Source organism: Streptomyces termitum, assembly GCF_014650175.1.
GTDB lineage: Bacteria > Actinomycetota > Actinomycetes > Streptomycetales > Streptomycetaceae > Streptomyces > Streptomyces termitum.
Genome location: NZ_BMUL01000013.1, coordinates 94,245 through 115,592, shown reverse-complemented (window position 1 = coordinate 115,592; position 21,348 = coordinate 94,245). Strand labels below are relative to the sequence as shown.

The following is a 21,348-nucleotide window of genomic DNA, read 5'->3' as shown; positions in this document are numbered from 1 at the left end:
CGACGAGGGGGAACGGTGGAGGGGCGGTCAGCCCCGGGAGGGGGCGGACAGCTCCAGGGGGAGGCGCAGTCCGGCCGGGTCGGCGCCGCCGAGGAGGGCGTCGAGCATCAGGTCGGTGTCGCCCACGCCGGCCCAGCCGAGCATGTAGCCGATCAGCGAGGTCCGGCCCGCCGCGCCGGTGAACCAGCCGTCCTCGCGGATCCGGTCGAGGACCTCGCCCTGGTGGGCGGCGGCCCGCTCGTAGAGCTCCGGACGCTCCAGGGTGCGGCCCGCGCCGATGAGGCACTGGACGACGCCGCTGCTGCCGTGGCAGGCGGAGAGGTCCACCGCGCGGCCGGCCGGCAGGGCCGTCGCCCGGCGGAGCGCTCCGGCCAGCCGGGGCCCGGCGAGCCACTCCGTCCGGCCCGCCGCGGCGAGGATCTCCGAGCCGGCGAGGAGGAGGCCGGCGGCGCCCTTGCACCAGCCGTGCTCGTCCGGGAGGCCGTCGCGCTCCCAGTGGTCGATCAGCCAGTCCGCGGCTTCCTTGGCGGGCCGTTCGAGGCCCAGGACGGAGCCGGTGCGGGCGGCCGCCCAGCGCAGTCCCAGCTCGCCGTGGGCCAGGTCCGACCAGTGGGCCTCCCGTTCGAGACCCAGGTGGGACAGGGTCAGGTCGGTCAGCCGCTCGACGGTGGCGGTGTCGGCGGGGAGGGCGGAGCCGTCGCGGCGGAGGCGGTCGAGGAGGACCATCAGCAGTCCGGCCGGGCCGTTGGAGAGGTCGGTCTCCAGCTCGCCCTCCGTCGCGCGCTCCTCCAGGGCCGCGAGCAGGCCGGCCAGCCGCGCGGACTCGGTCGCCGGGTCCTCCGGACGGACGAGGAGCAGCGAGGCGGCACCCGTGAACACCGACTCGGGGCGTTGCAGCAGCGCCTCGCCGTACCGGTCGAGCAGGGTGGTGAGCCCCCGGTCGGCGCTGCCGGCCGGGGCGGCGAGGTCCGCGTCGCGGGCGGCGGCGCGGCCCAGGAAGGCGGCCACGCCGGCCGTGTCGTGGAAGGAGACGAAGTTGCCCGGGGTGATGGTGGAGGCGTCGCGGTCGGGGCCGATGCCGCCGACCCAGCCGCACTCCTCCCGGCCGTCGGGGCCGGTGGCGGGGACGCGCAGTTCGGCGATCCGGGCGGCGATCCCCCGCCACCAGCCGCCGGTCCCGGCCTCGTCCAGGAGCCGCCCGCCGAAGACCCCGGAGGCGGAGAGCCCGCCGGGGGTGTCCTCGCCGCACAGCTCGCCGAAGCACTCCTCCAGGAGGAAGTGGTGGTACGCGTCGCTCCGGGCCGCGTTGTGGGCGACGCCGCGCCGGGCGAAGTCGGACGCGGTCGCCGCGTACACCCCGGGGGTGGAGCCGGTGACCGTGCCGAGGGCGTCGGAGTCGCCCCGGGTGACGAAGTAGGGCACGTTCCCCACGCGCAGCGAGGCCCGCTCCTGCTCGGACGCGAAGCGCTCCGCCTCCGGGGAGAGGTAGTCCTGGTGCATCTTCAGGAGCCCGAACAGCCGCTCGGCCTCCTGGGGGTCGGTGAGGTACTTCGGGTGCGTGGAGGCGTCGGCGAACCGTCCGTAGATCATCGTGGAGCGCAGCAGCAGCCGGACCGGGACCTCGGGGTGGGCGTCGATGACGCGGGTGACGGCGCCGTCCCTGAGAGCTCCCAGGGCGGCGCGGCAGCCGGCCAGGATGGCGTCGAACCAGTCGGTGGCGGCCAGGTGCCGGTCGTCGACGCGGGGCACGTTGTCGCCCTGCCGGTAGCTGAACGGCTCCCGCGAGACGGCGATGGCGTCCGTGCCGGGGTCGCGGATCACGGCGCTGGTCATGGCGGACTGCTGGTCGCCCGCGACGCCGACGCCGGCCATGATGAAGTCGACCGGCGAGGTCGGGTTCACCATCGGCACGAGCATGGTGGAGGCGACGGACAGCTTGGTGTGGTTCATCAGCACGTCGGGGAGTTCGACGTCGCCGACGCCGGCGTCCGGCCGGAGCATGGTCTCGGTGTCGATGACGCACGGGTGCTCGCCGCGGGCCAGCAGGTTCTCGTCGTGCAGGTCGGTGGCGCCGATGGCGCCGAAGAGCACCGCGAGCGCCCCGATCCGGTAGAAGTAGCGGCCCGGCTGGTCCGCCTCCGTCATGGGGGCGGGCACGGTGAACTCCTGCCAGCCGTGCGTGCCCACGGTGAGCGAGCGGGGGACGCAGCGGGACAGCGAGTGCTCCAGGTGCGGATCGACCGCCCGGTACACGTCGCGGACGAAGTCGTCGGCGGTGAGCGGCCGCGGCTTGAACACCAGCCGGGTGCCGTCGGCCAGGTGGAGGATGTGCACCTGGCGGTTGTCGTTGTGCAGGTCGGATCCGCTGGGCGAGAGCCCGGCCAGCAGGCTGCCGCCGCCGTCCGGGTCGCCGAGGAGGCCGGCTTCGGCGAGGAGCGGCCGGTCGTCGGCGAAGGCGGTGAGGAACTCCCGGTACGCGTCGAGGGAGTTCGCCAGCATCGTGGCCAGCCGGCCTTGGAGCACCGGGTACTTCGCCAGCAGGGCGGCCGGGACGCCGGGCTCCGCCAGGTGGGCGGTGAAGCGGCGCAGGGCGGTGTCGGTGCCGGACTCCATCGGCAGGCCGAGGCCCTCGCGGAAGGTGTGGAAGGCCCCGATGAGCGCCCGGTAGGACTGGGTCTCGACCATCCGCAGCAGGGCGTCGTGGGCCTGGTCCACCACGGTGTCGCGGCGGTCCGGGGCGGCGGTCCGCAGCAGCGGTCCGCCGAGCTCCCGGGCGACCTCGGCGCGGGGTGCCACATGGGTGTAGAAGGGGAGGAATGCCTCGACGGCCACCGCGCTCTCGCTCATGCCCCGGCACCTCCCGCCAGCAGTTCGGCCGTCCGGCCGGCCGTCCCGGCCGCGAGGCCGGTCCCGTCGGCGATCGGGCCGCCGTCCTCGGGCGTGGGGCCGTTCTCCTCGGCCGTCGCCGCGTACAGATCCCGGTACACGCTGCCTCCGTCCATCAGTTCTGAATGTGTTCCCTGCTCGACGATCCGGCCCTGGTCGAAGACGTAGATGAGATCGGCGGTCTCGACGGTCGACAGACGGTGCGCGATGACGATCTGGGTGGCGCCGATGCTCTCGATCAGCCGGGTCACCCGGCGTTCGTTGACGGTGTCCAGGGAGGCCGTGGCCTCGTCCATGACGAGGATGGAGGGCCGTTGCAGGAGGGTCCGCACGATGGCGAGCCGCTGCCGCTGGCCGCCGGAGAAGTTGGCGCCCATCTCGGCGACCAGGGTGTGCAGGCCCATCGGCAGGTCGTCGAGGAAGCCCAGGATGCCGACCTCCCGGCAGAACTCCCGGACCGTCTCCTCGGGGATGTCCTGGCCCAGGGTGAGGTTCTCCAGGATCGACCGGTTGTGCAGGTGGACCTCCTGCGGGATGTAGCCGATCACCCGGCGCAGGGAGTCCCGGTCGTACGCGGCGGCGTCCCGGCCGCCGAAGCGCACCGCGCCGGAGGTGGGCTCGTGGAGCCCGCAGACGATCCGGGCGAGGGTGCTCTTGCCCGAGCCGGACGCGCCCACCAGGGCGACGCGGGCGCCGGCCGGGATGTCCATGGTGACGTCGCGGACCACCGGTTCGCTGTGCCGGGTGTAGCGGAAGGAGACCCGGTCCAGCTCGACCGAGGGGGACGGCGGTTCCTTCAGCTCGCCGCCCGGGCCCTCGGGCTCGGTGCGGGTGATGTCGCTGAGCCGGGACATGTAGCGGCTGGTCTCGGTGAACTCGGCGTACGCCTGGAAGACCGAGGTGGAGATCGCGAAGTAGGTGGCGGAGACGGTCTGCACCGCGATCGCCCCGCCGATGGTGATGGTCCCGCGGCCCACGAAGTACAGGCTGGCGAGCAGCAGCACCAGCGGCCCGAACATCTGGATCGTGGCCGCGACCCCGGACACCCGGCCCTGTTGCAGCCGCATCCGCGCCTTCATCGCCTCCAGCGACTCGGCGTAGGTCTCGCGCCAGGTCTCCAGGTACTGGTCGGCGTAACCGCCCATCTTGATGGTCGGGATGGAGACGATGGCGTCGAGCTGGAGCGACTGGCTCCGGCCGAGGTGGGTGATCTCCATGTCCACGGCTTCGAGGACCCGCTGCCGGGTGGTGGCGAGGTAGCCGGCGTTGGCCGCCACCAGGACGAGCGCGATCAGCCCCAGCCGCCATTCGGCGTGCAGCAGGTAGCCGCTGACGCAGACCATGGTGCCGATGTCGAGGACGCCCTGGGCCACCCGGGAGGAGAGCATGTCGCGGACGGCGTTGACGCTGCCGAGCCGGAAGAGCAGCTCGCCGGGCTGGCGGGTGGTGAAGAAGCGGTACGGCAGCGACAGGAGCCGGCTGAACGCGTGGTCCATCAGGTGCCGTCCGAGCAGGGACACCAGCGAGGACAGCAGCACGATCCGCAGCAGGTGCAGCAGGTAGTAGCCGAGGGCGGCGCCGACGACCATGCCGATGACCCACAGGTGGTCGCCGAGTTCCGTCCAGCCGGAGAACCGGTCGACGGACCACTCGGTGAGCACCGGGATGCCGAGGACCGCGGCGTAGGCGGCCAGGGAGAGGACGCCGACCCCGGCCATCCGGCCTCCCGCGCCCTCGGGCAGCAGGGGCATCGTCCGCCAGTCGGCGAAGGGCCGGCGGCGCAGCCGGCGGAACTCCGGTCCGGGCTCGGCGGTGACGACGACGCCGCTGAAGTGCTCGGCGAGTTCGTCCCCGGTGAGCCGGCGGCGGCCGACGGCCGGGTCCATGACGACGGCCCGCTCGCCGTCGAAGCTCTCCAGGACCACGAAGTGGTGGTCGTCCCAGAAGAGGATCACGGGCGAGGTGAAGCGGGTGAGCGCGGCGACGCTCCGGGCGCTCAGCAGCCGGCTGCGCATGCCGCGGGACTCCAGGAACCGCGACAGCTGGCGGGCGCTCAGGCCGTCCCGTCCGGCGTCCATGTCCTCCCGGACCTCGGAGACGCCCTCGTCCCGTCCGTGGTAGCGGAGCAGGGAGACGCAGCAGCAGAGACCGCACTCGGTCTGGGCGACCTGGGTGACGGCCGGCACGCGTCGCGCGGTCCGGCGTGTTTCCGGGCGAGCGCCCATGGCTACCGCACCTCCGGGTCGTGGGTCGTGGGTTGTCGGGCGGGAAGGGGGAGGGGTGTCGCGCGGCCGGGACGCCGGACGGGGCGGAGGAGCGGGGGCGGGTCCGTGGTCGTGGGACCCCGGACCGGCCCGGCCCGCCCCGTCCGGCGTTGGCCGACGGTGCGGTCCGGCTCAGCCGGCCGCGCGTATCAGAGCCGCCAGGCGGTTCAGCACTGGCTGGTGCACTTGGTGGTCGGGCAGGCGGAGGCGGACACCAGGGTCGCCACGGCGGTGACGATGGCGCAGCTCCAGGTCGTACCGCCGTACACGTCCGCCTCGCCCATCTCGACGAGCTCGAACTCGTCGTAGCCGCCGAGGACGTCGGCCTGCATCTTCTCCATGGTCTTCTCCTTCGTGGGAAACGAATGGAAAACGTCCGGGAATTACTCGAATTCCGAAATCCCGAACGCGCCGTCCTCCGTCTCCGGAGGACGATCCCATCCTGTCCTCCCCGCATTCGCCGAACGCATAGACCTGGCGACACCGGGCGCACACACCGGAATTCAAAGAGAAAAGCGACGAGGCCCCCGCGCGTGCGCGCGGGGGCCTCGTCGCGGAGCCTTCTCAGACGTCGCGCCGCACGGTCGCCCACCGGCCGGCGCCCACCGCGCCGGCCGTCCACAGGGCGAGCACGCCGAGCCCCGTCCACGGCCCGAGGGCCCCTTCGGGCTCCGCGCCGCTGAGCACCCGCGCCCCGGCGACGTCCGGCAGGAACCGCGCCGCCTCGCCCACCACCGGGACGTTGCTCAGGATCGTGGAGAGCATGAAGAACAGCGGGAGCAGCAGGGAGAGCGTCGCCGCGCCGGAGCGCAGGAGCGTCGCCACGCCCATGGAGAACGCCACCAGGAGCGCCGTGTACAGCACCGCGCCCAGGACGTGGCCCACCGTGGCCGCCGCCGCGGGCGCCGCGTGCTCCCCGATGCCGTACTGCACGATCAGGAAGGCCGGTACGACGCCGGCCACCGCCAGCACTCCGCCGGCCAGGCTGACCAGGCCGACCTTGGCGTAGTAGAACCGGGCCCGGTCGGGGACGGCCAGCAGGCTGGTCCTGATCGACCCCGAGGCGTACTCGCCCGTGACCGCGAGGATCCCCATGACCACGAGGACGATCGCCCCGAGCGGCACGGCCGAGAGCCCGAGGCCCACCGGGTCGAATCCCGGTGCCGTGAGCGTCTTCTCGCCGGACAGGGTCCCGTAGACGCATGCCAGCGCGACCATCAGGCCGAGATAGACCGCGAAGGACCATTTCGGGGACCGCAGGGTCGTCAGTTTGACCCATTCGGCGGCCACTGCGTGCTTCATCGAATCCCTCCGGTAGAGGCCCGGTATTCGGCGTGCTCCCGGGTGAGCCTCATGAACGCCTCCTCCAGCGAACTGCCGGATTCGGTCAGCCCGAGCACGGTGATGTTCTCGGCGCCCGCGACGCGCCCGACCTGTTCCGCCGAGGCGCCGCTGACCGCGAGCGTCGCGTCGTCCCGGCGCGCGGACTCGATGCCGCGCTCCCGCAGCGCCCGCCGCATGCCCTCCGGGTCCGACACCCGGGCGAGGACGGTGACGTCCGAGTGGGCGGCGACGAAGGCGTCCACGGAGGTGTCCGCGAGCAGTCTGCCCCGGGCGACGACCACGAGGTGGTCGGCGGTCACCGCCATCTCGTTCATCAGGTGGGAGGAGACCAGCACCGTCCGGCCCCGCGCGGCCAGCGCCCGCATCAGCTCCCGGATCCACCGGACGCCCTCCGGGTCGAGCCCGTTGACCGGCTCGTCGAGGACCAGCACCTCGGGGTCGCCGAGCAGGGCCGCCGCGACGCCGAGCCGCCGGCCCATGCCGAGGGAGAGGCCGCGCACCCGCTGCCGGGCCGCCCCGGCCAGGCCGACCTGCTCCAGGACCTCGTCGGCCCGGCCGGCGGGCAGGCCGTGGGAGGCGGCGAGGACCCGCAGGTGGTCGCGGGCGGTGCGGCCCGGATGGGCGCCCCCGGTGTCGAGCAGCGCGCCCACCCGGGTCAGGGGGCGGGCCAGGTCGCGGTAGGGGACGCCGCAGACGGTGGCCCGGCCGGACGTGGGCTCGTCCAGGCCGAGGACCATGCGCAGGGTGGTGGACTTGCCGGCGCCGTTGGGGCCGAGGAACCCGGTCACCTTCCCCGGGGCCACGGTGAACGACAGGTCGTCCACGGCGGTCTTCGCGCCGTACCGCTTGGTGAGGTTCCGGACCTCGATCATCACTGCACCTTTCGTTCTACGGAGGGACTGGGCCCTGTCCGCCGCCGGTCTCACCCGGTCCGGGTCGCCACCGGCTCCGCGTACAGCCCCGCGTACACCCCGTCCAGGGCCAGCAGTTCCTCGTGCGTGCCCCGCTCCACGATCCGGCCGCGGTCGAGGACGTGGATCAGGTCGGCGTCCTGGATCGTCGCGAGGCGGTGCGCGATGACGATCTGCGTGGCGCCGGTCTCCGCGATGATCCGGGAGACCCGGCGCTCGTTGACCGTGTCGAGCGAGGCGGTCGCCTCGTCCATGACGATGATCCGCGGCCGTTGCAGCAGGGTCCGCACGATGGCGAGGCGCTGCCGCTGGCCGCCGGAGAAGTTCGCGCCCATCTCGGACACCAGGGTCCGCAGCCCCATGGGGAGTTCGTCGACGAAGTCGAGGATGCCCACGGCCGCGCAGTACTCCCGGACCGTGGCCTCGTCGAGGGACTGGCCCAGGGTCAGGTTCTCCAGGACGGTCCGGTTGTGCAGGTGCACCTCCTGGGGGACGTATCCGATCCGGCCGCGCAGGAAGTCGGTCCGGTAGTCGCTCATGGGCCGGCCGCAGAACTCCACGGTGCCGCCGGTCGGCCGGTGGAGGCCGCAGACGACGCGCCCGACGGTGGACTTGCCGGACCCGGACGCGCCGACGAACGCCACCTTCGCGCCGGCCGGGATCTCCAGGGAGAGGCCGTCGAGCACCGGCCTGCTGTGCCGGGTGTACCGGAACGACACGTCCCGGAGCCGTATCGAGGCGTCGGGGAGTTCGGTGAGGGGGCCGCCCTCCGGTTCGCTCTCGTGGGCCGTGATGTCGCTGAGCCGGCTCACGTAGCGGGAGGTCTCGGTGATCTCCGTCAGCATCTGGAAGACGGAGCTGCTCAGGGCGAAGAAGGTGCCCGCCACGGCCTGGACGGCGATGGCGGAGCCGACGGTCACGGTCCCCCGCGACACGAAGTGCAGGCCGGCGAGGAGCAGGGCCAGCGGGCCGAACATCTGGGTGGTGGCGGCGACCCCGGCGATCCAGCCCTGCTGGATCCGCATCCGGGCGCGCAGGGCGTCCAGCGAGGCCCGGTAGGTCGCCTCCCATTCGTCGGCGAACCGGTCGGCGTAGCCGCCCATCTTGATGGTGGGCACGGAGACGACGGCGTCGAGCTGGGTGGACTGGGAGCGGGAGAGCAGGGCGAGTTCGGTGTCCGTCACCTCCTTCACGCGGTGCCGGCTCAGCCGGAGGACGCCGGCGTTCAGCAGGAGCAGCCCGAGCGCGAGGAGGCCGATGCGCCATTCGGTGACGAACAGGTAGGCGCCGATGCAGGCGAGCGTCCCCACGTCGAGGACGCCCTGGGCGATCCGCGAGGAGAGCAGGTCCCGGACGCTGTTGACGGTGTTCAGGCGGAACAGCAGTTCGCCGGGCTGGCGGGTGGCGAAGAACTTGAAGGGCAGGGAGAGGAGCCTTCTGAAGACGTGGCTCATCAGGTGGCGGCCCATCACCGCGATCAGCCCCGCCAGCGCGGCGGTGCGCAGCATCCACAGCAGCAGGTAGCCGGTCGCGGCGGCCGCGACGACCGCCGCGACCAGGCCCGTCTGGGAGAGGTCGCTCCAGGCGTCGTCGCGGTCGACGGCCCATTTGGTCAGGGCCGGGATGCCCAGGACCGCCCCGTAGGAGCCGAGGGACAGCAGGGCGACCAGGGTGATCCGGCGGCCGGCGCCGGCCGGCACCAGGGGCAGCGACCGCCAGTGCCGGAAGGCGGGGAGGGACTGCCGGACGAAGCCGGGGCCCGGGGAGGCGGCGATGACCACCTGGGAGAATCCGGCCTCCAGCTCGTCGCGGGTGAGGCGCCTGCGGCCGACGGCCGGGTCCATCACCCAGGCCGTCGTGCCGTCGAAGCGCTCCAGGACGAGGAAGTGGTAGTCCTCCCAGAAGAGGATCACCGGTTCGGTGAAGCCCCGCAGGGCCTCCACGCTCCGGGCCCGGAACACCTTGACATCCATGCCCCGCGAGCGCAGGAAGTCCGCGAGCTGCTTGGCGCCGAGACCGTCCCGGCCGGCCTCCAGGTCCTCCCGTACGGTCGCGAAGTCCTCGGTGCGGCCGTGGTGGCCGAGCACCGCGACGCAGCAGCACAGTCCGCACTCGGTCTGGGTGACCTGGGTGACGGACGGGACCCGGCGTCCCATCAGAGGGTTCCGTGCCAGATCGGCGACACCCGGGGCCGGGTGCCGTCGAGGCGGCCGAGGAGGTGCAGCAGCACTCCGGAGGAGCCGACCATGGCGCTGTCGGTGTGGGCGTAGCGGGAGCCGGTGTCGGCGAGCTTCTCCGCGATGACGTCCGGGCCGAGGCGGCTCGCCTCGACGGCGTCGGCCCGGTCGAGGAGGTCCTGGTCGAGGAGGCCCCGGTCGAGGAGGCCCCGGTCGCGGCCGGCGCCGGCGATCCGCCGGACGATGTCGATGTTGCCGAGGTCGCCGTGGCACCAGGTGAGGTTGCGTCCGAAGCCCTGCCGGAAGGTCTGGTCGAGGGCCGTCTCCAGGCGTTCCGCGGCCCGTTCGTCCCCGGTGCGGGAGGCCGCCGCGCAGAGCCCCATGGCGATGCCGGCGGCGCCGTGGCACCAGCCGGTCGAGAACCGGTCGGGGAAGGCGGAGTTGGTGGACCAGTTCCGCTCCCGGGGGACGTAGAAGGCTTCCAGACGGTCCGTCAGGTGTCCGATCGCCTCGTCGACCCGGCTCCCGGCGTGGTCCCGCAGGGTGGCGAGGGCGTACAGGACGCCGGAGACGCCGTGCGCGAAGCCCGACTGCTCCCACCAGGAGCCCGTCGGGTCGGCCGTGTGGCGCAGCAGCCGGTCGGTGAGCGCGTCCAGGGTGCCGGCGCGGTGGTCGCCTCCGATGGCGGCGACCATCGTGGCGATGCCGGAGATCCCGGAGATCACCTCCGGGGTGTCGCCGGGGCCGATCTGCTCCACGACGAGCGGTACGGCGTCCTGGGCCGCCTTCACCCAGCCGGGTTCCCGCAGGATCCGTCCGGCCTCGGCGAGGGCGTACAGCAGGCCGGTGGTGCCGGTGTAGGCGCCGGCGCCGCTCTGCCGGATGCTGCGGAGCTCGTAGAGGCCGTCGGTGAGGATGCCGGCGCTGCGCGCGAAGACCTCGTGGGCCACCCGTGCGTACCGTTCGTCGCCGAAGTGGACGGCGGCCGCGGCGAGGGCGAGGGCGGGGCCGGTGCGGCCGGTGTACAGGTCGTAGCCCAGGACTCCGGAGGGCCAGGGCCGGGCGGCCTGCGCGGAGGCCAGCGGGCCGATCCAGGTGGTCGGCAGGTGGCCGTACTGGTCGGGGAGGCTGCCGGCGGTGAGGGCGTCGGCGACCGTCCGGGCGAGCCGCTCCAGGCCGGTGCGCTCGCCCGCGGCGGCCCGGCCGCTCCAGGGGGTTCCGCCGGAGAGGTGGTTGTCGGGGAAGCGGGAGCAGAAGGCCGAGTGGAGCAGGCGGAGCTGCCGCCGCACCACGTGCTCGTCGAGCGCGGCGGCCTTGGCGAGGGCCCGGGAGAGCGGGGTGCGGTCGACGCGGACGCCGGTGTCCCGTCCGTCGCAGTCGTGGACGGCGGTGCCGGTGGCGGGGACCGTGAAGTAGGGGACGTCGCGTTCGGCCATCTGCCGCAGTTCCGAGCCGATCAGCCGGCGGTCGGAGAACCGGGAGGGGATGGCGATCCGGTGGAGCAGGGCGCGGGCGAGTTCCGGGTCGGCCATGGCGGCGGCGGAGGCCGTCATCCGCAGGATCTGCGCGTACTGCGAGGTGGGGTTGTGGATGTAGCGGAGGCGCAGGGAGGGCGCGATGCGCCGGAGGAGGCCGGTCCATCCGGCGGGGCGGGCCATGACCGCCTCGCAGACCTGCCGGAAGCCGTCGGCCATCTGCCCGGCGAGGGCGTGGATCTCCCGCTCCGTGGTCTCCCGGACCACGGTGGAGCGCTGTTCGGCCGGGCGGGCCTGGAGGTGGACCCTGACCCGGTCGGTGAAGGGGTGCTCGAAGACCATCGTCTTGAACGGGGAGACGCCCTGGTTGTCGCCGCCGAGGAAGCCGAGGTCGACGTGGCCGGAGTCCTCGTCCTTGCCGGCCAGGACCAGCGGGAGGATACCGATGCCGTAGACGCTGCGGCCGATCTCGTCGTACGCGTTCCCCTCGGCCTCCCGGGTGGGGCCGGTGTGCACCCGGGCGGGGTGCAGCAGCGTCTCCAGGTCGATGGCGACCGGGCCGCGCCGGGTGGGCAGGATGTTCTCGAAGTGCATGTCGCGCGCGTCCAGCAGGTAGAACACGGCGGCCAGTTGGCCGCAGGCGCGCATGAAGGGCACGCTGTCGTCGCCGACGTCCTGCCGCTCGACGTACTCGACGTAGCCGTAGCCGTCGCGGACCAGGGTGCGGGCGGCGGGCAGGGCGCAGCCGGCCTCCGCGTTGACGTGCGCGACGACCGTCTCGAAGGCCGCCTCGCAGGAGACGTCCCGGGGCTTGTGGACCAGGCGGGCGCCCGAGGCGAAGGTCAGGATGCCGACCGCCCTGCCGTGGGCGTGGGAGTCGCCGTCGGCGCCGCCGATGGAGAGCAGCGGGTCGCCGGGGGCGATGCCGAAGGAGCGGGAGACCGCCTCGCGGTCGGCGTGGAGCCGTCGGACGATGTCGCGCGCGGCCTCGCGGGCGTTGCGGACGACGTGGCCGGCGGCGGAGCGGAGCACCGGGAACGGCTCCACGGCCTCGCTCCACGCCCGGGTGACGAAGTCCTGGTAGCGGGCCTCCGGGGTGCTCCCGCGCAACGCCCCCTCGCCGGACGCCTGGTTGACGGCGGCGACCAGGGTGCGGGTGGCCGCGTCGCGGAGCCGGGCCTCCGCCCTGCCGAGCACCTGGCGCGCGAAGGCGTCCGGGTCGGCCACGGTGCGGGCGAGGTCCTCGGGGAGGAGCCGGTCGGCCGCCGGGAGTGCCAGTCGCCGGATCACGTGCTGGAAGGGGTACGTCTCCGGTTCCAGCGCCCAGGCGAGCGCGGCGGCCGAGGGGGCCTGCGGAGCGGCGGCGGCCGGGGCCGAGAGCGTGCCGTGGACGGCGGACGCGAAGGCGCCGAGGGGCTCGATGGTTTCGCGGATCTCGACACTGTCGAGTTCTGGATAAAGCTTCGCGGGCGAGATCAATGCTCCGGCTCCCTGCGCGGATGGTGATAGATTTCCACGTTGCGCCGGGGGCGGGGAGCATGAGCCGCTCCCCGCCCCTGGTCCGTGCCCGGCCCTCGGGCTCAGTTGCAGTTGGGCTGGCACTCCTTGGTCAGCGTGCACCAGCCGCCGTGGTTTCCGAGGAAGTCGGAGAGCGAGAACGTGTTGGTCGAGCACGCGCCGTAGGCGACGCCGTCGAAGTCCTGCTCGGCGATCTCCTCGATGAGCGAGATGTCACCGTCGTAGTTCATCACGGGAATTCACATCCAATCCGGCCGAAAAGTTTCCTAGGGCTTTTTCGCGGAGGATCCGCAGCCCTTTGTCTGCCGCTCGACCGAGCGACGGGCAAAAGCTATGCGGGCCGCTGGCTGGTCCACAACCCGTCGATCGGATCCAATACTCAGGAAATTGTTCGAGCACGGCCGCGACCGACCCGAGCGACACCTCTGATCTGCGGCTCTGGTACGTGTGGCCGAATCCTGCCACGGCGGTGGCAGCTTGATGCAGGGAGAGTTCCACGGAATTCATGCACCGGTGTATGCGCGACGAATGCGCACGGCATGCGCGGGAATCGGCCGCCCGAATGCGATCGGCCAATTTCCGCGCGGGAAGCCCCCTGGACCGAATTCTTTTCCCGGGTTTCAGCCGCCCGGCATCATCGCCCCGCCGCCCTTGAGGCGTTCCATGTCCGAGGGGGTGATCCTGATGACGAAGAGGGCGACGAGGACGCCGACGACGGCGAAGGCGGCGGCGGTGACGAAGCCGGCGGAGACGCCGGAGGTGAGGACCTGGTCGCCCCAGGGGGAGGGGAGTTGGCCGGTCTCGGCGAAGCGGGCCTTCTGGAGGGGGGTGGCCTGGGCGAGGAAGGCGGGGACCTGGGTCTCGGCCTCGTTGCGGCTGGCCGTGCCGAAGACGGTGACGAGGATGGAGAGGCCGAGCGAACCGCCGACCTGCTGCATGGAGTTGAGGAGGCCGGAGGCCGCGCCGGACTCGCGCTGCTCGACGTTGGACAGGGCGGTGATGGTCAGCGAGACGAACATCAGGCCCATGCCCATGCCGAAGACGAGGAGCGGGCCGAGGATGCTGCCGGCGTAGGTGGAGTGCACGTCGGTGAGGGTCAGCCAGGAGAGGCCGACGGCGGTGAGGGCCGAGCCGGTCACCATGAAGGGCTTCGGGCCGTACCTCGGCAGCAGGTTGGAGGTGAGGCCCGCGCCGACCGCGATGATGGCGCTGACCGGCAGGAAGGCGAGACCGGCCTTCAAGGGGCTGAATCCGAGGACCTGTTGGACGAAGAGGGTGAGGAAGAAGAACATGCCGAAGATGGCGGCCGCCAGGCAGAGCATCATCACGTAGGTGCCGGCGCGGTTGCGGTCCGCGAACATGTGCAGCGGGGTGATGGGCTGCCGGGAGCGGCGCTCGACCAGGACGAACAGGCCCAGGAGCACGACGGCCGCGCAGAACGAGCCGATCGTGTACGGGTCGCGCCAGCCCTCCTGCGCGGCGCGGATGAAGCCGTACACCAGCGCCACCATGCCGAGCGTCGACGTCAGCGCGCCGGCCAGGTCGAAGTGGCCCGGGTGCCGCGCCGACTCCTTGACGTGACGGGGGGTCAGGAAGGCGATCAGCAGGGCGATCGGCACGTTCACGAAGAAGATCCAGCGCCAGTCGAGCCATTCGACGAGCATTCCGCCCGCCACCAGGCCGATCGCGCCGCCGCCCGCCGAGACGCCCGCGAAGACGCCGAAGGCCCGGTTGCGTTCCGGGCCCTCGTCGAAGGTCGTGGTGATCAGGGAGAGCGAGGTGGGCGAGGCGATGGCGCCGCCGACTCCCTGGAGGGAGCGGGCGGCGAGGAGTTGCCACTCGTTCTGCGCGAGGCCGCAGAAGAGGGAGGCGAGGCCGAAGAGGAGGACGCCGAAGACGAACACCCGGCGTCTGCCGAGGATGTCGCCCGCCCGGCCGCCGAGGAGCAGCAGGCCGCCGAAGGTCAGCGTGTAGGCGTTGACCACCCACGAGAGGCTGGTGGTCGAGAAGTCCAGGGCGCTCTGGATGTGCGGGAGCGCGATGTTCACGATGGTGATGTCGAGGACGACCATCAACTGGCAGGAGGCGATGACGAAGAGGGCGATGCCCTTGCCGTCGCGGCGGCCCGGCGGCGGCTGAGCGGTCGGGGTCGTCGGCTTCGGTGCACTGCTAGTCATGGTCGTTCATGGCGCGTCGCGCCCTCACCACAGGGGCCGTGGGCCGGTCGGTCCACCTTTCGACACTAAGCCCGGCCCCTGGGGGCGACCAGTCGATCAAGGGCGGCCCGGTCCGTCCGGGACCGCGAAGCCGTCGGGCTCGACGCGGGCCCGTTCACCCCGGAGCCGTACGGCCCCGGCCCCGGGTGGTCGCGGCCCGCCATCCGCCGCCGGATCCGGCCGGGTTGGGCCGCCTTCTCGCGGCAGGCCGCCACGTCGGCGGTGTGGACGGCGACCCGGGCGAGTGCCGGCGGGGTCGTGGCGGTGCGGGGTCCCCGCTTCTCCTCGGGGGGTCGTGGCGGTGCGGGCTCCTCGCTCCTCCTCGGCGGGGTCCCGCGCGGCCCCTGCCGGATCTTCCGGTTCAGGTGAGAATGCGGGCATGTGGGCCTTCCCGAACGCCCTGCGGCGTCCCGGCCGTCACCACCGGCCCGGACCCGGCGGCGCGCCACCCCCGCCCTGTCGCGGATCGATGACCTCCGTCACATACACGATACGCCCGAGAAGCGCGGGCCGCTTCGCCGGAGGGACGGGGGCGGAGCTGCCCGGGGGCCGGCCCGGACTCCCCGACGGCGGGGTGGGGCGTCCCGGGGGCGGGCAGGAACGGCACCGGCGCCGGGCGGGCCGGTGAGGGCCGGGGCGGGTTCCGGGCATGTCGACGGGTTCGCGCGGGACCGGCTGCCGCCCGTCGCCCAGTGGCCCCGGCTGCTCTTCGAGCTGCCCGGGCTCGCGTACCCCGAACGGCTCAACTGCGCGGCCGAGCTGCTCGACCGGGGGGCGGAGCGGTACGGGGGGCGGGTCGCCGTGCTCGACGGGGAGGGCGGCAGCTGGAGCTATGCCGGGCTGCGGGCGCGGGTGGACCGGATCGCGCACGTGCTCACCGGCGAGCTGGGGGTGCGGCCCGGCAACCGGGTGCTGCTGCGCGGGCCCACCGGGCCCTGGCTCGCCGCCTGCTGGCTCGCGGTGGTGAAGGCGGGCGGCATCGCCGTCACCGTGCCGGTCGACCAGCGCGCGCCCGAACTCGCCGCGCTGGCCGGGGCGGCGGGCTGCTCGCACGCCCTGTGCGAGGCGGGCGCGCTCGGCGAGCTGGCCGCCGCCCGTGTCCCGGGCCTGGCCGTCACCCCGTACGGCGGCGGCACCGGCGGCGACCTCCTGGCGCGCGCCCGGCGGGCGACCGCCCGGCCCTACGCGGCGGTCGACACGGCCGCCGACGACGTCGCCCTGATCGCCTTCACCTCCGGCACCACCGGCCGCCCCAAGGGGTGCGCGCACTTCCACCGGGACGTGCTGGCCGCCGCCGACACCTTCTCGGCGCACGTCCTGCGGCCCCGCCCCGGCGACGTCTTCGCCGGGTCCCCGCCGCTCGCCTTCACCTTCGGCCTCGGCGGGCTGCTGGTCTTCCCGCTGCGCGCCGGGGCCGCCACCCTGCTCCTGGACCGGGCCGGGCCGCACCGGCTGCTCGCCGCGATCGGCCGGCACCGGGTCTCGGTCCTCTTCACCGCGCCCACCGCCTACCGGGGGATGCTCGGCCTGCTCGACGGCGGTTCGCCCGCCGACCTGTCGTCGCTGCGCCGCTGCGTCTCGGCGGGCGAGGACCTGCCCGGGTCCGTCTGGACCGGCTGGTACGCCCGGACCGGGCTGCGGCTGATCAACGGCGTCGGCGCGACGGAGCTCCTGCACATCTTCCTCTCCGCCGCCGACGGCGACAGCCGTCCGGGGAGCGCGGGGCGGCCGGTGCCGGGGTGGCGGGCCGCCGTCCTCGGGCCGGACGGCCGGCCCGTCCCGGACGGGCGGCCGGGGCTGCTCGCGGTGCGCGGCCCGGTCGGCTGCCGCTATCTGGCCGAGGACGGCGGGGCGGGCCCGGACGCCCGCCAGGCCGCGTACGTGCGGGACGGCTGGAACCTCACCGGCGACCGGTGCGTGCGCGAGCCGGACGGCTCCTTCCGGTACGTCGCCCGTGCCGACGACATGATCGTCTCGGCCGGTCACAGCATCGCCGGGCCCCAGGTGGAGGCGGTCCTCCTCGGCCATCCGGACGTGGTCGACGCCGCCGTCGTGGGCCGCCCGGACCCGCTGCGCGGCCAGGTGGTGCGGGCCTACGCGGTGGTGCGGGACGGGGTGCCGCGCGACGCGGCCACCGCCGCCGCGCTGCGGGCCTTCGTGCGCGCCCGCCTCGCCCCGTACAAGTCGCCCCGCGAGGTCGTCTTCCTCGACGTGCTCCCCCGCACGGCCACCGGGAAGCTCCGGCGCGGGCGGCTGCGCGCGCGGGGGCGCGAAGACGGGAACGGGCCGGTCGCGGGGCCGTCGGGGGCGCGGTCCACGGCCTAAAATGATCACGTGGCCGAGCAGCACACCCCCCGTTCCCTGATCGTCTCGCTCTACGGCGCCTACGGCCGCCCGCGCGAGGACGCGCCGATGCCGGTGGCCGCGCTGGTCCGGCTGCTCGGGGCGGTCGGGGTGGACGCGCCGTCGGTGCGGTCCTCGGTGTCGCGGCTCAAGCGGCGCGGGCTGCTGCTGGCCCGCCGGACCGTCGACGGCGCGGCCGGATACGCGCTGTCCGAGGACGCCCGGCGGCTCCTGGAGGACGGGGACCGGCGGATCCATCCCCGGGCCGAGCCGTCGGAGGCGGACGGCTGGGTGCTGGCCGTCTTCTCCGTGCCGGAGCACGAGCGGCACAAGCGGCACCTGCTGCGGTCCCGGCTGGGGCGGCTGGGCTTCGGGACGGCGGCGCCCGGCGTGTGGATCGCGCCGGGGCGGCACTACGAGGAGACCCGCCGCGCGCTGGAGCGGCTGGAGCTCTCCCCGTACGTGGACTTCTTCCGCGGCGAGCACCTGGGGTACGCGGCGACGGCGGAGGCGGTGGCCCGCTGGTGGGACCTGCCCGCCCTGGCCCGGCTGCACGAGGAGTTCCTGGCCGCGCACGAGCCGGTCCTCGCGGCCCGGCGCGCCGGGCCGGGCACGGACGAGGACGCCTACCGGGACTACCTGCTGGCCCTCGACGCCTGGCGCCGGCTGCCGTACGCGGACCCGGTGCTGCCGGCCGCGCTGCTGCCCGCGGACTGGCCGGGGCGGCGCTCGGCGGAGGTCTTCGCGGCCCTGCACGACCTGCTGTGGGAGCGCGGCGCGGAGTACGTGCGGGGCGTCGAGAAGGACCTGTAGGCGGCGGGGGCGCGTGTAGGCGGCGGGGGCGCGGCGCGCGGGAAGGGCCCGGCGGTCGGCGGGTGCGGCCGGGGGCGACGGCCGCGCGCGGCGTGCCAAGGTCCCGGGGCGGCGGGGACCTGGGTCCCGGGCGAGGAAGGAGGGGCGCCTCTGGGAAGAAAGCGTACGCCTCCTATGGTTGAAACCAGGACGTCTCGGTCGCCGGTGCCCGGTCCGTCCGGTCCGACCGCCACCCTCCAGGCGAAGGGAGCCCGCCCCCATGCCCGATGTCGTCGACACCCCACAGGACCCCGCGTGTCCACCGCCGGACGCCCCCGGCACCCCTGGCGCCCCGCGCGTCCCGCGCGGCCTGCCCACCGGGCCCGGGGCCTCCTGGCGCGTCCGGCTGCCCCACAGCACCGCCGCCGTGCCGGTTGCCCGCGCGCTGGTGCGGACCGCGCTCGACGAGATCGGCCCCGGGGGGCCGGACCGGGACACGGCCGAGCTGCTCACCGCCGAGCTGGTCGCCAACGCGGTGGAGCACACCTCGGGCGAGGGCCCGATCGAGCTGGTCGTGGAGCTGTTCGCGGCGCCCGACGGCTGCCAGATCGAGGTGCGCGACCCGGACCCGGCCCGCCCGGGGCAGCTGATCTGCCCCGATCCGGACGCCGAGGTGGACCCGTGGCAGGAGCACGGGCGGGGGCTGCTGCTGATCCGTGCGCTGAGCAGCGGCTGCGGTCACCGGCCGACCGAGGACGGGAAGGCCGTCTGGTTCACGCTCCCCCGGGTCCCGGGCCCGCGGCACCCGGACTGACCGGCTCCCCGGCGGCGGCGAGCCGGGAGCGGTGGCGCCCGTAGAACTGGTAGAGCGCGGCTCCGGCGGCGAGGAAGACGGCGAACTGGACCCAGGTGTGCCAGCCGGTCCCCCAGATGAGGCAGAGGCAGAAGCCGATGCCGAGGACCGGGCTGAGCGGGTACAGCGGGACCCGGAAGGAGCGGGCGAGGCCGGGCTCGCGGCGCCGGAGCACCATCACCGCGAGGTTGACCACGACCATGATGGCGAGGGTGCCGATGGTGGTGAGGCCGACGACCACGTCGAGCGGGGCGAAGGCGGCCGGGACGGCGAAGACGGCGGCGACGATCCAGGTGTTGGCGACCGGGGTGGAGGTCTTCGGGGAGACCCGCTCGAAGACGCGGGGCATGAGGCCGTCGCGGGACATCGACATGAGGATGCGGGTCTGGCCGTACATCACGGCGAGGACGACGGAGGCGATGGCGACGACCGCGCCGAAGGCGATGATCCCGCCGCCCGCCGAGGAGCCGGTGACCTGGTCGACGACGGCGGAGAGCGCGGCGGGCCGGTCGGCGACCTCGTCGGCGCCGAGCGCGCCGATCGCGGCGAGGGCGACGGCGCAGTAGAGCACGGTGACGAGGCCGATGCAGATGAGGATGGCGAGCGGGATGTTCCGCCGCGGGTCCTTCACCTCCTCGCCGGCGGTGGTGATGGCGTCGAAGCCGATGTACGAGAAGAAGGCGACCGAGGCACCGGCGGTGATGCCGCCCATGCCGTCGGTGGCGAACGGCGACAGGTGCCCGGCCTGGAAGGCGGAGAAGCCGATCGCGCAGAAGGCGATCAGGATGCCGATCTTGAGGACGGACATGGCGGCGGTGGCGCGGGCGCTCTCGCGCACGCCCCGGACCAGGAGGGTCGCGGCCATCAGGACGACGACGACGGCGGGGAGGTTGATCACGCCGCCCTCGGCGGGTCCGGCGGCGAGCGCGTCGGGGATCCGCAGGCCGGTGAGGCTGTGCAGGAGCTCGTCGAGGTACTGGCTCCAGCCGACGGCGACGGCGGAGACGGAGACGCCGTACTCCAGGAGCAGGCACCAGCCGACGAGGAAGGCGGCCCGCTCGCCGAGGCCCGCGTAGGCGAAGGAGTACGAGGAGCCGGAGACCGGGATGGCGCCGCCCAGCTCCGCGAAGGAGAAGGCGGTGAAGACGCAGGTGATCGCGGCGAGGACGAAGGAGACGACGACCGCGGGTCCCGCCGCGGCGACGCTGTCGGAGAGGCCGACGAAGATGCCGGTGCCGACGATCGCCCCGACGCCGAAGCACACGAGCTGGAAGAGGCCCATGGTGCGCTTGAGGTGGTGGCCTTCGAGGTCGGCGCCTGATTCGGCGATCAGCTGCCGGGGGGACTTGATCCGCGAAAACATGCGGGGGTTCTCATCTCTGGTCTTGCATGTCCGGTCGTGCATGCGTCAGGGGGGTCCGGGCATGTATGCCCGGACCCCCCTGAACGAAGCGATCGTAGACCGCAGGACGCATATTCACCCAATCGGGCGCAAAACTATGCCGCGACGGGGCCCGCGAGGGTGGCGACGAGGACGGCCTTGATGGTGTGCAGGCGGTTCTCGGCCTCGTCGAAGACGACGGAGTGCTCCGACTCGAAGACCTCCTCGGAGACCTCCAGTTCGGTCAGGCCGTGCCGGTCGTGGACCTCGCGGGCCACCACCGTGCCGAGGTCGTGGTAGGCGGGCAGGCAGTGCATGAACTTCACGCCGGGGTTCCCGGTGGCGCGCAGCACGTCCATGGTGACGGCGTACGGGGCGAGGGCGGCGATCCGCTCGTCCCACACCTCCTTGGGCTCGCCCATCGACACCCACACGTCGGTGAGGACGAAGTCGGCCCCGCGCACGCCCTCGGCGATGGACTCGGTGAGGGTGATCGTGGCGCCGCTCTTGTCGGCCAGCTCGCGGGCGGCGGCGACGACCTCGTCGGACGGCCAGTACGCCTCGGGGGCGACGATCCGCACGTCCATGCCGAGCAGGGCGCCGGTGACGAGGTAGGAGTTGCCCATGTTGAAGCGGGCGTCGCCGAGGTAGGCGAAGGCCATGCCGTCCAGCGGCTTGTCGCTGTGCTCGGTCATGGTGAGCACGTCGGCAAGCATCTGGGTGGGGTGCCAGTCGTCGGTCAGGCCGTTGAAGACGGGGACGCCGGCGAAGGCGGCCAGCTCGTCCACGGTGGCCTGGCTGTCGCCCCGGTACTCGATGCCGTCGAACATCCGGCCGAGGACGCGGGCGGTGTCCTTCACCGACTCCTTGTGGCCCATCTGGGAGCCGGAGGGGTCGAGGTAGGTGGTGGAGGCGCCCTGGTCGGCGGCGGCGACCTCGAAGGCGCAGCGGGTGCGGGTGGAGGTCTTCTCGAAGATCAGGGCGATGTTCCGGCCGCGGAGCCGCTGGACCTCGGCACCGGCCTTCTTCGCGGCCTTCAGCTCGGCGGCCAGCTCCACCAGGCCGCGGAACTCCTCGGCGGTGAAGTCCAGCTCCTTGAGGAAGTGGCGGCCGGAGAGGTCGAGGGGCATGGCGGCGCTCCTTGGGATGCGATCGGAACGGGGACGGGAACGGGTACGGCGGGACGCT

Annotated in this window: 14 protein-coding genes; 3 read left to right on the top strand and 11 right to left on the bottom strand. The window is 73.6% G+C overall.

The window, feature by feature from the left end; all coding sequences use genetic code 11:
- Positions 1–27: 27 nt before the first annotated feature.
- The 9 genes from lanM to IE219_RS23450 form a co-directional block, all read right to left on the bottom strand.
- Positions 28–2,847 carry a type 2 lanthipeptide synthetase LanM gene (gene lanM, locus IE219_RS23490; RefSeq protein ID WP_189980726.1) on the bottom strand — a complete coding sequence of 940 codons (2,820 nt, stop codon included), beginning with the start codon at positions 2,845–2,847 and terminating at the stop codon, positions 28–30.
- Positions 2,844–5,072 (bottom strand): peptidase domain-containing ABC transporter, encoded by a 2,229-nt coding sequence (locus tag IE219_RS23485; protein ID WP_189980724.1) that lies wholly within the window; start codon positions 5,070–5,072, stop codon positions 2,844–2,846. Before IE219_RS23485 ends, lanM begins: the two co-directional genes overlap by 4 nt.
- Before the next feature lie 245 nt (positions 5,073–5,317).
- A complete protein-coding gene (locus IE219_RS23480; RefSeq protein ID WP_167346869.1) occupies positions 5,318–5,491 on the bottom strand; it encodes a class II lanthipeptide, LchA2/BrtA2 family in 174 nt (57 codons plus the stop codon).
- 223 nt (positions 5,492–5,714) lie between these two features.
- Entirely contained in the window at positions 5,715–6,452 is a 738-nt protein-coding gene (locus IE219_RS23475; RefSeq protein WP_189980722.1) for an ABC transporter permease, read from the bottom strand.
- Positions 6,449–7,366: an ABC transporter ATP-binding protein gene (locus tag IE219_RS23470; protein ID WP_189980720.1), complete on the bottom strand. Its 918-nt coding sequence runs from the start codon at positions 7,364–7,366 to the stop codon at positions 6,449–6,451. The genes IE219_RS23475 and IE219_RS23470 overlap by 4 nt, the downstream gene beginning before the upstream one ends.
- 50 nt (positions 7,367–7,416) lie before the next feature.
- Entirely contained in the window at positions 7,417–9,561 is a 2,145-nt protein-coding gene (locus IE219_RS23465; protein WP_189980717.1) for a peptidase domain-containing ABC transporter, read from the bottom strand.
- Positions 9,561–12,536, bottom strand: a complete 2,976-nt coding sequence (locus IE219_RS23460; RefSeq protein WP_189980716.1) for a type 2 lanthipeptide synthetase LanM family protein — start codon at positions 12,534–12,536, stop codon at positions 9,561–9,563. Before IE219_RS23460 ends, IE219_RS23465 begins: the two co-directional genes overlap by 1 nt.
- Positions 12,537–12,637: 101 nt before the next feature.
- The gene (locus IE219_RS23455; RefSeq protein ID WP_229849964.1) at positions 12,638–12,805 is read right to left on the bottom strand and encodes a plantaricin C family lantibiotic; all 168 of its coding nucleotides are present in this window, start codon (positions 12,803–12,805) and stop codon (positions 12,638–12,640) included.
- A gap of 390 nt (positions 12,806–13,195) precedes the next feature.
- The gene (locus IE219_RS23450) at positions 13,196–14,752 is read right to left on the bottom strand and encodes an MFS transporter (protein ID WP_189980713.1); all 1,557 of its coding nucleotides are present in this window, start codon (positions 14,750–14,752) and stop codon (positions 13,196–13,198) included.
- A gap of 663 nt (positions 14,753–15,415) precedes the next feature.
- Here IE219_RS23450 and IE219_RS23445 point away from each other — a divergent pair.
- From IE219_RS23445 to IE219_RS23435, 3 genes are all read left to right on the top strand, one after another.
- Positions 15,416–17,116, top strand: a complete 1,701-nt coding sequence (locus tag IE219_RS23445; RefSeq protein WP_189980711.1) for an AMP-binding protein — start codon at positions 15,416–15,418, stop codon at positions 17,114–17,116.
- A gap of 9 nt (positions 17,117–17,125) precedes the next feature.
- A complete protein-coding gene (locus IE219_RS23440; RefSeq protein WP_189980709.1) occupies positions 17,126–17,947 on the top strand; it encodes a PaaX family transcriptional regulator in 822 nt (273 codons plus the stop codon).
- Between the two features lie 259 nt (positions 17,948–18,206).
- Entirely contained in the window at positions 18,207–18,740 is a 534-nt protein-coding gene (locus tag IE219_RS23435; RefSeq protein WP_189980707.1) for an ATP-binding protein, read from the top strand.
- Here the strand turns inward: IE219_RS23435 and IE219_RS23430 are convergent.
- Positions 18,700–20,142, bottom strand: a complete 1,443-nt coding sequence (locus IE219_RS23430; protein WP_229849963.1) for an amino acid permease — start codon at positions 20,140–20,142, stop codon at positions 18,700–18,702. The two genes, IE219_RS23435 and IE219_RS23430, sit on opposite strands and share 41 nt — an antisense overlap.
- A gap of 134 nt (positions 20,143–20,276) precedes the next feature.
- Entirely contained in the window at positions 20,277–21,290 is a 1,014-nt protein-coding gene (gene argF, locus IE219_RS23425) for an ornithine carbamoyltransferase (RefSeq protein WP_189980703.1), read from the bottom strand.
- Positions 21,291–21,348: the final 58 nt, after the last annotated feature.

Bases quoted from the DNA above. Each gene is read 5' to 3' on its own strand.
- IE219_RS23455 (WP_229849964.1), bottom strand. From the start codon at position 12,805: ATGAACTACGACGGTGACATCTCGCTCATCGAGGAGATCGCCGAGCAG.
- IE219_RS23435 (WP_189980707.1), top strand. From the start codon at position 18,207: ATGCCCGATGTCGTCGACACCCCACAGGACCCCGCGTGTCCACCGCCG.
- argF (WP_189980703.1), bottom strand. From the start codon at position 21,290: ATGCCCCTCGACCTCTCCGGCCGCCACTTCCTCAAGGAGCTGGACTTC.
- IE219_RS23430 (WP_229849963.1), bottom strand. From the start codon at position 20,142: ATGTTTTCGCGGATCAAGTCCCCCCGGCAGCTGATCGCCGAATCAGGC.
- lanM (WP_189980726.1), bottom strand. From the start codon at position 2,847: ATGAGCGAGAGCGCGGTGGCCGTCGAGGCATTCCTCCCCTTCTACACC.
- IE219_RS23470 (WP_189980720.1), bottom strand. From the start codon at position 7,366: ATGATCGAGGTCCGGAACCTCACCAAGCGGTACGGCGCGAAGACCGCC.
- IE219_RS23450 (WP_189980713.1), bottom strand. From the start codon at position 14,752: ATGACTAGCAGTGCACCGAAGCCGACGACCCCGACCGCTCAGCCGCCG.
- IE219_RS23465 (WP_189980717.1), bottom strand. From the start codon at position 9,561: ATGGGACGCCGGGTCCCGTCCGTCACCCAGGTCACCCAGACCGAGTGC.
- IE219_RS23475 (WP_189980722.1), bottom strand. From the start codon at position 6,452: ATGAAGCACGCAGTGGCCGCCGAATGGGTCAAACTGACGACCCTGCGG.
- IE219_RS23480 (WP_167346869.1), bottom strand. From the start codon at position 5,491: ATGGAGAAGATGCAGGCCGACGTCCTCGGCGGCTACGACGAGTTCGAG.